This is a genomic window from Streptomyces sp. enrichment culture (assembly GCF_964272895.1).
Lineage (GTDB): Bacteria > Actinomycetota > Actinomycetes > Streptomycetales > Streptomycetaceae > Streptomyces.
On record NZ_OZ186832.1, the window covers coordinates 2,820,896 to 2,834,979 of the forward strand.

The 14,084-nt window shown below is 71.3% G+C and carries 11 protein-coding genes and 1 tRNA gene; 3 read left to right on the top strand and 9 right to left on the bottom strand.

The features are described 5' to 3' along the window. Nucleotides 1–11 precede the first annotated feature (11 nt). From ACSU6M_RS12770 to ACSU6M_RS12780, 3 genes are all read right to left on the bottom strand, one after another. Entirely contained in the window at nucleotides 12–617 is a 606-nt protein-coding gene (locus tag ACSU6M_RS12770) for a lytic polysaccharide monooxygenase auxiliary activity family 9 protein (RefSeq protein WP_437069668.1), read from the bottom strand. 99 nt (nucleotides 618–716) lie between these two features. Continuing rightward, nucleotides 717–1,811, bottom strand: a complete 1,095-nt coding sequence (locus ACSU6M_RS12775; RefSeq protein ID WP_437069670.1) for an SPFH domain-containing protein — start codon at nucleotides 1,809–1,811, stop codon at nucleotides 717–719. 171 nt (nucleotides 1,812–1,982) lie between these two features. Continuing rightward, a complete protein-coding gene (locus ACSU6M_RS12780) occupies nucleotides 1,983–3,290 on the bottom strand; it encodes a peptidoglycan-binding protein (RefSeq protein ID WP_437069672.1) in 1,308 nt (435 codons plus the stop codon). Nucleotides 3,291–3,477: 187 nt separating this feature from the next. Between ACSU6M_RS12780 and ACSU6M_RS12785 the strand changes: the two genes are divergently transcribed. From ACSU6M_RS12785 to ACSU6M_RS12795, 3 genes are all read left to right on the top strand, one after another. Further along, nucleotides 3,478–3,551, top strand: a tRNA-Lys gene (locus tag ACSU6M_RS12785). A 305-nt stretch (nucleotides 3,552–3,856) separates the two neighbouring features. Then, a complete protein-coding gene (locus tag ACSU6M_RS12790) occupies nucleotides 3,857–5,794 on the top strand; it encodes a glycosyltransferase family 2 protein (protein WP_437069673.1) in 1,938 nt (645 codons plus the stop codon). Further along, complete coding sequence (locus ACSU6M_RS12795; protein WP_437069675.1) at nucleotides 5,791–7,728, top strand: galactose oxidase-like domain-containing protein; 1,938 nt, start codon at nucleotides 5,791–5,793, stop codon at nucleotides 7,726–7,728. The genes ACSU6M_RS12790 and ACSU6M_RS12795 overlap by 4 nt, the downstream gene beginning before the upstream one ends. A 139-nt stretch (nucleotides 7,729–7,867) precedes the next feature. On the opposite strand, the gene ACSU6M_RS12800 is transcribed toward ACSU6M_RS12795, so the two are convergent. From ACSU6M_RS12800 to ACSU6M_RS12825, 6 genes are all read right to left on the bottom strand, one after another. Beyond that, a complete protein-coding gene (locus tag ACSU6M_RS12800; protein WP_437069676.1) occupies nucleotides 7,868–8,878 on the bottom strand; it encodes a glycoside hydrolase family 6 protein in 1,011 nt (336 codons plus the stop codon). A gap of 59 nt (nucleotides 8,879–8,937) precedes the next feature. After that, complete coding sequence (locus tag ACSU6M_RS12805) at nucleotides 8,938–9,603, bottom strand: class F sortase (RefSeq protein ID WP_437069678.1); 666 nt, start codon at nucleotides 9,601–9,603, stop codon at nucleotides 8,938–8,940. Nucleotides 9,604–9,608: 5 nt separating this feature from the next. Beyond that, nucleotides 9,609–10,166, bottom strand: coding sequence for a hypothetical protein (locus ACSU6M_RS12810; protein WP_437069680.1), 558 nt, complete (start codon nucleotides 10,164–10,166; stop codon nucleotides 9,609–9,611). A gap of 200 nt (nucleotides 10,167–10,366) precedes the next feature. Further along, a complete protein-coding gene (locus ACSU6M_RS12815; RefSeq protein ID WP_437069681.1) occupies nucleotides 10,367–11,146 on the bottom strand; it encodes an HAD-IIA family hydrolase in 780 nt (259 codons plus the stop codon). A 76-nt stretch (nucleotides 11,147–11,222) separates the two neighbouring features. Beyond that, nucleotides 11,223–12,761 carry an alkaline phosphatase family protein gene (locus ACSU6M_RS12820; RefSeq protein WP_437069683.1) on the bottom strand — a complete coding sequence of 513 codons (1,539 nt, stop codon included), beginning with the start codon at nucleotides 12,759–12,761 and terminating at the stop codon, nucleotides 11,223–11,225. A gap of 367 nt (nucleotides 12,762–13,128) precedes the next feature. Then, nucleotides 13,129–14,022, bottom strand: a complete 894-nt coding sequence (locus ACSU6M_RS12825) for a hypothetical protein (RefSeq protein WP_437069684.1) — start codon at nucleotides 14,020–14,022, stop codon at nucleotides 13,129–13,131. Nucleotides 14,023–14,084: the final 62 nt, after the last annotated feature.

The following is a 14,084-nucleotide window of genomic DNA, read 5'->3' on the forward strand; positions in this document are numbered from 1 at the left end:
TCAAGCGATGCTCAGAACGTGACGTCCGAGCAGGCGTAGAACGCGTTGCCCGTGTCGGCGATCGTCCACACCGCGAGGATCACATGCCGACCGCTGAGCCCGGACGGCAGAGTTCCGCTGTGCGAGAGGGTGGACGGGGGCCGCTGACCGCCGTAGGGGACGGTCAGGAACGGGGTGAGGTTGAGGTCGGAGCGGGCCAGGTTGTGGTTCTGGTTCCAGCCCGGCTTGGTGATGTAGTACTTGAAGTCGGTCGTGGCGTGCATGGCGGTGAACTGCCAGCGGAAGGTGTAGCTCTGCCCGCCCGTGACCCGCGTGGCGGGCCAGGCGGCGCCGGACGGGGTACGGGGCGAGCTGAGCGCCGAGAAATGGCCGATGCCGGCGTTGCAGATCTGCCCGTCGGCGGGGCCCGAGGCGGGGAAGCCCTTCGGACCCTCGACACTCTGCGGCTCCCACTGGATCGCTCCGCACCCGGTCACGGTGCCGTTCTGGCACAGCTTCTGCCGGCTGATGGGAAGGTCGGTGTAGCCGTGGCCGCTGGCGCCACCGGAGGAGAGCACAAGCGCTCCGGTGGTCGCCAGTCCCACCGCGGCGGCGTAGAACTTGGTCTTCTTGCGCATACTGCCGCTCCTGGAGAACGTGGGGAGTTCAGGGGCTGTGCAGGGTAGGTCTAGACCAAGTTCGAGAGTAGAAGCGTTAGTTGAACATGTCCATACCAATCACGCGCTCGTTTCCCCGCGCCCGGAGCAGAAGGCGACCGTGAGGTCCTTCACCAGCGCCTTGCGCTCGTAGTCGTCCAGTTCGACCAGGCCGCGCATGGTCAGCCGGGTGACGGTGTCCTCGACCGAGTCGACCACCGAGGTCAGCACGCTCGCCCGGTGGCGGGCGTCCAGCGCGGCGATCCGGCGGCGGTGCATCGCGGCGGCCACCTCCGGGGCGTACTCGACCCGCACCGGCTGCACCGAGAACACCTCCAGCCCCACCGGCGCGGACTCCGCCGCCACCAGCCGGGTCAGGGTCTCGCCGGCCGTGGCGACCGAGCCCTCCCCCGGCATCTCCACCGGCACCCGGGCCAGCGCCGCCTCCACGCACTCGCGCAGATATGCCTCGTGGTCCTCGACACCGAGCACCGCCCGGGCGGTGTCCCGCACCCGCCACACCACCAGCACGGAGACGCGCAGCGCCACACCGCTCGCGTCGGCCGCGGGCATCGGCTCGCTCCTCCAGTGCCGCAGGCGTACGTCCACCCGGCGGCGCAGGAGCAGGGGGTTGACCCACATCAGGCCGGTGCGTCTGACCGTGCCCCGGTAGCGGCCGAAGAGACCGAGCACCCAGGCGCGTCCGGTGCGCCCGCGGGCGAGCCCGCCGAAGCCGACGAGACCCAGGGCGGCGGCCCCCGTGTACGCCGCCCACTGGGCGGGGCCGAGGCCGGTGCCGGAGGAGGCGGGGACGGTCAGGGTCTCCAGCAGAACCGGCGGAAGGACACCCGCCCACCAGGAGGTGGCCAGACAGCCGGCCAGTCCGCAGGTGCCGGCGGCCACGCCGACCGTGCCGGGCAGCACCCGGGCGGGGCGCTCGGCGAGGCCGGGGTCGGGCTCGGGGACGGGGCGCGGTGCGGGGTGGCGGAGACGGGGCTGCTCGCCGGTGCCGTGGCGTCTGGCGACGACCGCGGGTTTGAGGGGGACGGACGCCGCGTCGGGCTCGTCGCGAAAGAGGAGGTGGACCGGGATCTCGGTGGTCGACTCGTTCTGGATGAGCCGGGGGGACCGGGGTGGGCCCTCCGACTCGGGTGTCTGGGGAGTGGTCGTGCTCATGCGTGCCTCCAGCCTCCGCGCCAGATGCGTAATGGGTCAGACCGTCGGGGGGGGGGTGCTGTTCGTTGCCGGGTGCGGGTTGTTTGTGGCTGGTCGCGCCCACGCGGCGGAGCCGCATATCGGATACGGCCCCGCGTCCCTGAAAGACAGGTCGGACCAGCTCGGGTGCCCTTACGAGAACAGGCGCCGCCACGTCTCCGGGCCGGGGTAGCCGTCCGCTGCCGCGCCTCGCCAGCCCTGGGCTCGCTGGAATGCCTCCACCGCTCGGCGGTCGGCCTCGCCCCAGCGCGGGGTCGGGCCCTTGGTGTAGTACCTGCCGAACCCTTTCTTCACCAGCCGCTCGCCGAGCAGGGTGACATAGCGGTTGCCGGCGCCCGGGCGGAACATCTCCCGCCCGGGGTAGGCGGGCGCCGCGGGCGAGGAGGGCGCCGGCGGGCCGGGGGTGCCCTCGACGATGTCGCGGCCCTCGCCCGTGACCAGGAGTCTCCAGGTGTGGGGGCCCGGCAGTCCGTCCGCCTCCGGGCCGGTCCAGCCCTGGGCCAGCTGGAAGGCGCGGGTCGCCCTGCGGTCGGCGTCGGTCCAGCGGGGGCCGGGGCCGGTGGTGTAGTAGCGGCGGGCGCCGCGGTCGATCAGCATGCGGCCGAGCTGGGTGACGTATCCGTTGTGGGCGCCGGGGCCGAAGTACGCCGCGCCCGGATAGGGCGTCCCCTGCTGCGGCTGCGGGTCCGGCTCCGAGCCGCCGGTCGCCGGGACGAGGCCCTTGTACCGGTAGGCGAGATAGCGGTCGGAGTGGCTCCAGTAGGCGAAGGGGGTGGCCTGTCTGCGGGCGTGGGGGCGGGTCGCCTCGTAGGCGATGTAGTAGCTGTGCGTGTAGTCCGTCCAGCCGCCGAAGATGGTGACGTGGGAGCCGCGCTGCGGGCTCGCCGGGTTGTGGAACAGCAGGATGTCGCCGGGTTGCAGGTCCTCCTTGGGGATGCGGTCCGCGTACCGGTCGAGGCTGCCGGTCCATTCGTTGCCGGGCAGGTTCCAGGCCATCGACACGAAGCCGGAGCAGTCCTGCCGGTAACCGTCGGACCAGTAGGCCGTCATGCTGTACGGGACCTTCGCCGCGACCCAGGTCCGGGCGCGGTTGATGATCTCCGCGCGGGTGGTGGGGGGCGTCCTGACCGCTGTCGTCCCCTTGGCCGGGCGGCCGGCCGGGCCGTGCAGCGGGGCGGCGCTGCCCTGCGGGGTCTCGGGCTCGTCACCTGCGGGAACGCCGGGGAGGGCGGGGGCGTGGGGGGCGGCGGCGGCCGGTACGGCATGGCCGGTGCCGAGGGCCGCGGAGGCGGCCGCGGCCACCGCGAGCACCCGGTGGGCGGCCGGGTGGCCGCCGCCCGCGGCCCGCGGCGGCAGCTGTCCGGCCCGGGCGCAGCCGGGGCAGTCGCAGTCGCTCGCGGGATCGAATTCCTCGAACACCGGAGTCTCCGGAGTCTCCATGCGATTCCCCTCACACTCCAGGTGGAAATGTCCATGCCTGTGCACATTGATCAGTTTCCCAACTGACTTACCGGTGCGCATGTTGACGGTCCGAATGGTGTACGGGCCCCCGTACGGCCCTGCGGGGGCCGTTTCCGGGTGGTCGGGAGCACCCCGCGAGGTCATGTAGAGTTAACGACGTCAGCAGGCGCCGCTAGCTCAGTTGGTTAGAGCAGCTGACTCTTAATCAGCGGGTCCGGGGTTCGAGTCCCTGGCGGCGCACAGACACGGAGAAGGCCCCTCGCAGCAGCGGGGGGCCTTCTTCTGCTGCGCACCTTGCGATCATGCCGGACACCGTAGAACCCTGGCCCGACGGTGTGCGGGACGGCGGGGAGGGGGCCCCGTTCCGGAACCGGCGCCGAGGGGGGCATCATGCAACCGGAGGGTCAGGTTTCCATGTCTATAGGGTGTGCATGACGTGGTGACCCTGGCCCACCACAGACACGCCTGCGCAGGTCGAGGGGGACCGGGCCGCGGGCGAAAGGAACCGACAGACACGCGGTGACCTGCGTGTGGGGGGATGACTCATGACGTCGACGCCGACGGGCGCCGGGCGGAACTCCGACCCGTCACAGACCACCCAGCTGCGGGTGCCGTCGCACCGGACGGGCAACACCGGCGCCTTCCGCCGGATCAAGCGGACCCTGCCGCGCTACGACTACGAGCACTACAGCCGGCTGGCGGGCCCCCTCACCCAGCCGGACCCGCACAAGCCGTACCGGGTCCAGTACCGCTCCCTCATATCCCAGGAGCCGCACCGCATCCGCGTCGCCCTGATGCTGGCCGCCGCTCCGCTGCTGTCGCTGGTGCTGCTGGCCTGGCTGCTCCAGCCGGAGCACTGGACCGAACGCGACTACCCGGCCTACGACTTCCTGCCGGCCCTCGACGTCGTGATGCTCGTCTCGATCGGCCTGATCGAGTTCTTCCGCTGTATGAACGTGCTGTCCAACGCGCACGCCACCCTGGTCGCCCGCGACCCGGTCCCGGTGGTGCCGGAGACCGGCACCCGCGTCGCCTTCCTCACCTCCTTCGTGCCCGGCAAGGAGCCGCTGGAGATGGTGACGAAGACCCTGGAGGCGGCGGTGAAGATCCGCCACCGGGGCCTGATGCACGTCTGGCTGCTCGACGAGGGCGACGACCCGGCGGTCAAGGAGGTGTGCGCCCGGCTCGGGGTGCACCACTTCTCCCGCAAGGGCGTCGCCCGCTGGAACCAGGCCAAGGGCCCGCACCGCGCCAAGACCAAGCACGGCAACTACAACGCCTGGCTGGACGCCCACGGCGACGACTACGACTTCTTCGCCTCCGTCGACACCGACCACGTGCCGCTGCCCAACTACCTGGAGCGGATGCTGGGCTTCTTCCGCGACCCGGACGTCGGCTTCGTCATCGGTCCGCAGGTGTACGGCAACTACGACAACTTCGTCACCAAGGCCGCCGAGTCGCAGCAGTTCCTCTTCCACGCCCTGATCCAGCGCGCGGGCAACAAGTACGGCGCCCCGATGTTCGTCGGCACCTCCAACGCCGTACGCATCAAGGCACTGAAGCAGATCGGCGGTCTGTACGACTCGATCACCGAGGACATGGCGACCGGCTTCGAGATCCACCGCCACAAGAACCCGGCGACGGGCCGCAAGTGGAAGTCGGTCTACACCCCCGACGTGCTGGCCGTCGGTGAGGGCCCGAGCGCCTGGACGGACTTCTTCACCCAGCAGATGCGCTGGTCGCGCGGGACGTACGAGACGATCCTCAAGCAGTACTGGAAGGGCTGGGGCACACTGCCGCCGGGGAAGCTCTTCAACTACACGATGATGATCATCTTCTACCCGATGTCGGCCCTCAACTGGATCCTGGCCGCGATCAGCTGCGCGCTGTTCCTGGGCCTGGGCGCCTCGGGTGTGAACATCGACCCGGTCGTGTGGCTGATGCTCTACGGCAACGCCTCGGCACTCCAGATCGGCCTGTACATCTGGAACCGCCGCCACAACGTCTCCCCGCACGAGCCGGAGGGCTCCGGCGGTGTCGCCGGCATGGTCATGTCCGCCCTGTCGGCGCCGCTGTACGCCAAGGCGCTGATCGACTCGCTGCTGCGCCGCAAGAGCAAGTTCGTGGTGACCCCCAAGGGCGACTCGGCCAGCCCTGACCGCTGGTTCGGGACCTTCCGGTACCACTGGTACTTCATCCTGATCTTCGGTGGCTCGATCGCCGCGGGCTTCGTCTTCGGCCACGCGCACCCCGCGATGATCATCTGGGCCTGTTTCGCGCTGCTGATCACCGCCACGCCGATCTTCGTCTGGCGCTATGAGCTGCGCCGGGAGAAGAAGAAGTCCGGCGAGCGGGCGGTGAGCGCACCGGTTCCGCAGAGTGCCACGCCCCCGCACGGGGTGCCGCACCAGCAGCCCTGGCCCGCCGCCGGCGGAGGCAACGACCAGACCATGCAGATCGCCCTTGGGGGACGTAAGGAATGAACGACCGTGCAGGCCGCCGCCGGGCTCGTCGACTCGCGATAGGCACGGCGGTGGTACTCGCGCTGGCCGGGATGAACGGGCCGTGGCTCTACCGCTTCGGCACCGAGAAATACCACCAGTACCAGATCAACCGACCCGAGTACAAAGCCGAGAACGGCCACTGGGAGATCATCGAGTTCCCGGAGGAATACCGGCAGAACACCATTCACGCGGCCCTGCTGCGCACCGGCAAGATCCTGCTGGTCGCGGGGTCCGGGAACAACCAGGACAACTTCGACGCGAAGAAGTTCGACACCCGGATCTGGGACCCGGTCAAGGGCACCATCAAGAAGGTGCCGACCCCGACCGACCTGTTCTGCACCGGCCACACCCAGCTCGCCAACGGCAATCTGCTGATCGCGGGCGGCACCAAGCGGTACGAGAAGCTCAAGGGCGATGTCACCAAGGCCGGTGGCCTGATGATCGTCCACAACGAGAACCCGGACAAGCCGATCACGCTGCCCGCGGGCACCAAGTTCACGGGCAAGCAGAACGGCAGGACGTTCGTCTCCAAGGACCCGGTGCTGGTGCCGCGCGCGAAGAAGGTCTTCGACCCGGAGACGGGCGAGTTCGTGCGCAACGACCCCGGGCTCGGGCGTATCTACGTCGAGGCGCAGAAGAGCGGCGCCGAGTACGAGACGGGCACGCAGGACAACTACCGCGTACAGGGGCTGTCGGGAGCCGATGCCCGTAACACGTACGGCATCGCGCAGAAGCTCGCGCTCGACAAGAAGGACTTCCAGGGGATCCGGGACGCCTACGAGTTCGACCCGGTCGCCGAGAAGTACATCAAGGTCGACCCGATGAACGAGGCCCGCTGGTACCCGACGCTCACCACGCTGAGCGACGGAAAGGTCCTCAGTGTGTCCGGGCTCGACGACATCGGGCAGCTGGTGCCGGGCAAGAACGAGATCTTCGACCCCGAGACCAAGAAGTGGACGTACACGGAGAAGGTCCGTCAGTTCCCCACGTACCCGGCGCTGTTCCTGATGCAGAACGGGAAGATCTTCTACTCGGGTTCGAACGCGGGCTACGGGCCGGACGACGTGGGGCGTGACCCCGGTGTCTGGGACGTGGAGACCAACAAGTTCACCAAGATCCCCGGCCTGAGCGACGCCGATCTGATGGAGACGTCCGCGACGGTGCTGCTGCCTCCGGCGCAGGACGAGAAGTACATGGTCGTCGGGGGCGGCGGGGTCGGTGAGTCCCAGCGGTCGAGCGAGAAGACACGGATCGTCGATCTCACGGCGGACGAGCCGAAGTTCGTGGACGGGCCGTCGCTGGAGAAGGGCACGCGCTATCCGCAGACCTCGATCCTTCCCGACGACACGGTTCTGGTGTCGGGTGGTTCGCAGGACTATCGCGGGCGCGGGGACTCCAACATCCTCCAGGCGCGGATCTATCACCCCGACAGCAACACCTTCGACAAGGTCGCCGATCCGCTGGTCGGGCGGAACTACCACTCCGGGTCGATCCTGCTGCCGGACGGGCGGGTGATGTTCTTCGGGTCCGACTCGCTGTTCTCCGACAAGGCGAACACCAAGCCGGGCAAGTTCGAGCAGCGGGTGGAGATCTATACACCGCCGTATCTCTACCGAGGGGACCGGCCGTCCTTGTCGGGTGGGCCGGAGAGCATCGCGCGGGGCGAGTCGGGAACGTTCACCTCGCGGGACGCGGCTTCCGTCAAGAAGGTGCGGCTGATTCGGCCTTCGGCCTCCACGCATGTGACGGATGTGGATCAGCGGTCGATCGAGCTGGAGTTCAAGGCGGACGGTGACGAGGTGACCGTCACCGTGCCGAAGAACCGGAATCTGGTGCAGGCCGGGTGGTACATGCTGTTCGTCGTCGACGGGCGCGGAGTGCCGTCCGAGGCGCGATGGGTTCGGGTGCCGTAGCGCTCCCGCCGGTTCGTGGTCGGGTTCGGGTGCCGTAGCGCTTCCGCCGGTTCGTGGTCGGGTGCGGGAGCGCTGTGGCCTGTCGCGCCCGCGCGGCGGCAGCCGCGCATCGGACACGGCCCCGCGCCCCCCGGCTACCTCACCCTCGCGCCAGCTTCAAGGCGTACTCCGGCCACCACTCGCCCGCCTTCGGGCCGCCCTTGCACTCGCCGTCCGATTCTCCGGGGCGCTTGATCCACAGGTAGGCGTCCACCAGGGGGTCGGCGGTCTCGGTGGTCGGGGTCTCACCGAGGGCGCGGCCCGGCGGGTTGCACCAGCGTTCGCTCTCGGCGCCCTCGGTGTAGGGGCCGTTGCCGTTGCGGCTGGTGTCGATGACGAAGGGTTTGCCGCCGACCTTGGCGGAGAGCTGCTTGCCGTAGGCGATGGAGTCCTCGGTGGTGTAGTAGTTCGAGACGTTGACCGCGAAACCGTCGGCCTTGTCGATGCCGGCCCACTTCAGGGGCTCGAAGATCTGGTCGGGGTGGCCCCAGCCGGCGTTGCCGGCGTCGAGGTAGACCTTGGTGCGGGGCAGGGAGCCGAGCTTCCCGACGGCGTACTCGAGGAGGTCGTAGCGCTCCTCGTGGAACTCGTCCGGGGTGCAGCCGTCGACGAGGTGGAGGACGGCGTCCGGTTCCAGGACGATCGTCGCGGGGCGGTCCTCGACGCCCTCGGCGACGGCGTCGACGAAGGAGCGGTAGGTGTCGCCGTCGGCCGCGCCGCCGCCGGAATACTGGCCGCAGTCGCGGTGCGGGATGTTGTAGAGGACGAGGACGGCCGTGCGGTCGGCCTTCTCGGCGGCCTCCGTGAAGCCGCGCGCCTGCTCCTCGGGGTTCTCCGGGCTGATCCACTCCGCGGTCGGCTGCTGGGCGATCCTGCGGATCTGCGCGGCCTCGGCCTTCTTGCCGGCCTTCTCGTACGCGGCGACCTGGTCGGCCGCCTTGCCGTCCGGATTGACCCAGAACGGCGTGATGTTCTTGGGTTGTTGGGTGATGCGGGCGCCGCCGTGGTCCGGCTCGTCCTTGTCGCCGGAGGAGCATCCGGCGATGAGCAGTGCCGCCCCCAGCACCGCCGCACCCGCCCGCGCTCCGGCCGCCCCCCTGCTGCCGTACATCCAACTCCCCCTCGGAGTGCTGTTGCCGGGCTCAATCCTGACATACGCCGGTGGGCCGATCAGATGCCCGTGCCCGTCAGATACGCCGAGACGATCACGTTGGCGGTGTAGCTGCGGCTGGCCCGGTCGAAGGTGCCGCCGCAGGTGATCAACCGGAGTTCGGCGCGGCCGTCCTCACGGGGGCCGTACGCCTCACGGGCGTCGAAGCGGTCGCGGGCGACCACGTCGATGTCGTCGACGGTGAACTCGGCGACCTTGCCGTCGTCCCGCACGACCCGGACGGTCTCGCCCGGCTCCAGGGCACTGACCTTGTAGAAGACGGCCGGGCGGGTCTCGGTGTCGACATGGCCGACGAGCAGCGCGGCGCCGGGTGCGCCGGGGGCGGCGCCGGCCGCGTACCAGCCGACGACGCCGGGCTGGTCGTACGGCGGCGGGTCGACGGCGCCGTCCCGGTCCAGGCCGCGGGCCACGACCGGGGCCTGGATGCCGAGGCCGGGGATGTCGACGCGCTGCGGGAGGGCGTCGCCGAGGGGCTTGACGGCGGGCGGGAGCTCGGCGTGCGGGGGCCGGCCGACGGCGGCCATGTCGCCGGTGTCGGGGGCGGTGGTGCCGCCCCGCACGCCGGTGAGCTCATGGCCCCACAGCCACAGGCCGAGCAGCAGCACCGCCCAGGCCATGCCCGTGAGCAGGCGTCCCGCGCCGGAGGAACGTTCCGAGCCGGACATGGCGCTCACCTGCCCCCGCGGCTCCGCCGGGCCCGGGAGACCTTGCCGGACCGCGCGAAGCCGAGGGCGCGGGGCAGCAGGACGACGGCCAGGGCTGCCGCGCCGGCCAGGAGGAGGCCGGTGATCGTGTGGGCGGTGCCGGGGCCGGTGGTGCGGGCGTCGACGGCGGCGAGCCGGTCCGCGGCACCGCCGCCGCCCGCACGCACCGGTGCGATCGGGGAGGACGGCGCGGAGGGCTCGGCGGCGACGGTGATCGACCCCTTGCCGCGGAAGTCGCCGCAGGTGATCGTCATGTCGTAGGAGCCGGGTGCGGCACCGGAGCGGACCTTCGTCTCACCGGTGAGGGTGCCCTCGGAGCCGGTGAGCCGGGCCTCGGACACGAAGGCGGGCGAGGCGGCGGTGCCGGTGCGGGCGGGGCAGCCGGTGAGCTTGAGGGAGACCTCGCCGCCGGGTGCCGGGGCCTGGGGCCGGATCGAGACACCCGGATCGGCCGCGACGGCCGGGGTGGTCAGCGCGGTGAGGGCGAGGACCGCTGTACAGAGAGTGACTCCTAGGGAACCCATCGTGAAACCTCCAGACACCTGGAGGCTCCCCCGCGGGGCCGGGCCCCGCATCCTCGGGCGGGGTCCGGTTGCTCCGTACGGGTCATTTTTCGCGGGTCGGGCGTTTCGGCTCCGGCCGGACGCGGTCGGAATCTCCCCGGTCCGGCCGGTCTCCCCGGTCCGGCCGCCCCCCCCGGTTCGCTCGGGTGCGCCCGGTCCGCTCAGATGCGCTCGACGAGGTCCGCGATCGAGTCCACGACCTTGGAGGGGCGGTAGGGGAAGTTCTCGATCTGGTGGGGGCGGGTCAGACCGGTGAGGACCAGGAAGGTCTGCATGCCCGCCTCCATGCCGGCCAGCACATCGGTGTCCATGCGGTCGCCGATCATCGCGCTGGTCTCGGAGTGGGCGCCGATGGCGTTCAGGCCGGTGCGCATCATCAGCGGGTTCGGCTTGCCCGCGAAGTAGGGCTGCTTGCCGGTCGCCTTGGTGATCAGCGCGGCCACCGCGCCGGTCGCCGGGAGGGGGCCCTCGGTGGAGGGGCCGGTCTCGTCGGGGTTGGTGCAGATGAAGCGGGCGCCGTCGTTGATGAGGCGGACCGCCTTGGTCATGGCCTCGAAGGAGTAGGTGCGGGTCTCGCCGAGGACGACGTAGTCGGGGTCGTGGTCGGTCAGGACGTAGCCGATGTCGTGCAGGGCCGTGGTCAGGCCGGCCTCGCCGATGACGTAGGCGGTGCCGCCGGGGCGCTGGTCGTCGAGGAACTTGGCGGTGGCCAGCGCGGAGGTCCAGATGTTCTCCACCGGCACGTCCAGGCCCATGCGGGCGAGCCGGGCGTGCAGGTCGCGCGGGGTGTAGATGGAGTTGTTGGTCAGCACCAGGAAGGGCTTGCCGGACTCGCGGAGCCTCTTCAGGAAGGCGTCGGCGCCGGGGATCGGCACACCTTCGTGGATCAGGACGCCGTCCATGTCGGTGAGCCACGAGTCGATGCGCTTGCGGTCTGCCATGTGCGGGGAACTCCTGCGTGCGTACGGGAACGAGCGGGGGCGCCGGAACCACGGCGTACCGACGGCCCCAGCGTAGTCAGGAAGTCGTCAGCTTGACCCCGTCGATCACCCAGTACCAGTTGTTGGACCCGGTGTAGCGGAAGCGGAAGCTCACGCTGGAGGCGCCGACCGGGACGGGCACCGTCAGGGACTGCGGCCGCGAGATCACATCGGAGGTGTAGCTCTTGACGACGGTGGGGGCACCGCCGTTGAAGGAGGCGAGGATCTGGGCGGTCTGGGCGCCCTCCTGCCGGTAGAGGGTGGTGAAGTCCAGGCGGACGTTCGCCTTGCCGGTGACGTCGTGGGCGGGGGTCACCAGCGTCGAGTCGTACGTGCCCGAGAACGCCTTGTCCGCCCATTCGTCGGAGTCGGCGACCGCGAAGACGCCGCGGGCGCGGACGTTGAGCTCACGGGACTGGTCGCGCTGGGTGCGGGACCAGAACTCGTCGGTGGCGAAGGACCAGCCGCGCCACTCGGTGACTCCGCCGGTGCCCATCGCGCTGTTGATGACGGACCAGCCGCTGGGCGGGGTGTGGGTGAAGCCGAGCACCGAGGTGGGGATGCCGGTCTCGTCGACCCGGGCCGACAGCGAGCCGTGGAGCGCGTCGAAGGGGTCGCCGGAGCGCTCCTGGATCGGCTTGCCGTCCAGGCCCCAGGCGGGGTCCACGGGTATGCCGAGCTGCCTGAGGACGGTGGGGACGACGTCCACGAGCCGGGTGTCGACGGGCCGGGCGCCGGCGGCGATGCCGGGACCGGTGGCCAGGACGAACGTGCGCCGCTCCGCGACGGCGGAGCCGCCGTGGCCGCCCGCGTCCAGGTGCCCGTGGTCGGTGGTGACGAGGACCGTCCAGCGCTCGGCGGCGTAGGACGGGCGGGCCTCGATCGCGGCGAGCAGGCGGCCGACGTAGGCGTCCTGGACGGCGATGACGTCCAGATACGCCTGGCTCGCGGCGCCCGCATGGTGGCCGACGATGTCGGACTGGCCGAAGTAGACGAACACGACGTCGGGGTTCTGGTCGCGGAGCACCGACTCCGCCTCGGCGGCGATGGTGGCGTCGTGGGCCACGTATCCGTCGCGGTCGCCGTCGAGGACGAGCTTGGCGTCGGCGCCCGCGGTGACCGTGCCCTGGGTGTCCAGCGGCTTCCAGTCCACGGCGGCGTACGTGGACAGCTCCGGGCGCAGCCGGGCCAGGCGGGCGAGCAGGCCGGGGTAGGCGGTGTAGTTCCTGCCGGTGAAGGTGTTGTCCCTCACGCCGTGCTTGTCCGGCCAGACGCCGGTGGAGATCGTGGACCAGCCGGGGCCGGAGGAGGTGGCGGCCATCGGGTTGGCGTACAGCAGCGAGGTGCCGTACGTGCCGTCGCGCATCATGGCCTTCAGGTGCGGGGCGTGCGCCGCGTCGATCCGGTCGTGGCGTACGCCGTCCATGCCGATGACGAGGACCTTGTTCTGGCTGGTGCCGTTCGGCAGCGTGGGGGCGGCATGGGCCCTGGGGGCGGCCAGGGTGCCGGCGGCGCCGAGTGCTGCGCCGGCCGCGCCGGCGGTGAGGACGGTGCGGCGGGAGAGAGCTGGCGACACGTGTTCCTCCTGTGGAGAGGGATGAGTGAAGGGTCTCAGCTACCGGTCGCCGACTTCCAGGCGTCGACGGGGACGCTCAGGTTGGCGGGCTCGCCCCTGTCGACCTCGGGGGGCCGACGGTGTCGGCCTTGTCGGCGCCGCTGACCTGGTCGGCGCTCTTCCGGGTGCACTTCTGCGGCAGCCCCTTGCCCCTCGGCCTGCTGGATGAACGGCGGCAGGGTGACGAGGGCGTCGGCCTGCGGGTTCCTCTTCTCGCGGGCGGGGGCGAGGGGTGCGCGGTCGGGGCGGGGGTGCGGGCGGTGGGTTCGGTCGGGGGCGTGGCTCGGCGGGGCCGCTGTGTCCCGCGGGAGCCCTGGGGCTTCCTCGGTCAGCCGCGGCGCCTTCTGTGTCTGGCCAGCAGGGCGCTGCCGGCCGCGAGCAGTGCGGCCGAGGCGGCGGCGAGCGCGGCGGTGAGGGCGGCCGGGCCGGTCCGGGCGAGTTCGCCGACGGACGGGAAGCGGTCGGCGCGCGGGCTCGCGGAGGGGTCGAGGGCGCCGGGGGTCGGGGCGGAGGCGTCGGGATCGGGGGCGGGGTCGGCGGCGTCGTACGCGACGGTGAAGCGGTAGTCGTTCGAGCGGCCGACCCATTCCCCGTCGTCGTCGTGCCGCTGGACCACGGCGGCGGTGGCCGTGACCTCGTTGGGCACGGCGTCCTCGGTGAGCGCCAGGCGCACCTTCACCGTCAGCGTCCGGCCGGGGCCCACGCTGAAGCCGGGGAAGCGGGCGGCGTCGTCGGCGAAGGCGCCGACCAGTTCGTCCTGGTCGGTGACCTCGAAACGGACCCGGTGCGGGCGGCCGCCGGCGTAGAAGTCCAGGCGCGGCTGGCCGGGGCGCAGAGCGCGCTCCTCGTCGGCGAGGACGACCACCGGGTGGACGCCGGTGCAGGCGTGGTCGGTGGTGTTGGTCAGGTCCAGGTACCAGACGCCGGGTCCGCCGCCGGGACGGTAGGAGGCGGGGCCGCCGCGGATGCGGGTGGTGAGGGGGAAGGCGCGGCCGTCGGGGGCGGAGCAGGCGGAGGTGGGGGCGGGGGGATGGGGGGCGTACGGGGTGCGGGCGGGGCCGGCGTGGGCGTGGGGTGCGGCGACGAGGAGGGCGGCGGTCGCGGTGAGGCAGAGGGCGGTGGGGGTGAGGCGGAGGGCGGTGGGGGTGAGGCGGAGGGCGGTGGGGGTGAGGCGGAGGGCGGTGGGGGTGAGGCGGAGGGCGGTGGGTGGGCACAGTCGCATGAACACATGAGCATCACGGAGGGGCGGGGGGTGAGGGGGGTGCCGCTCCGTGGGGGCGGGGA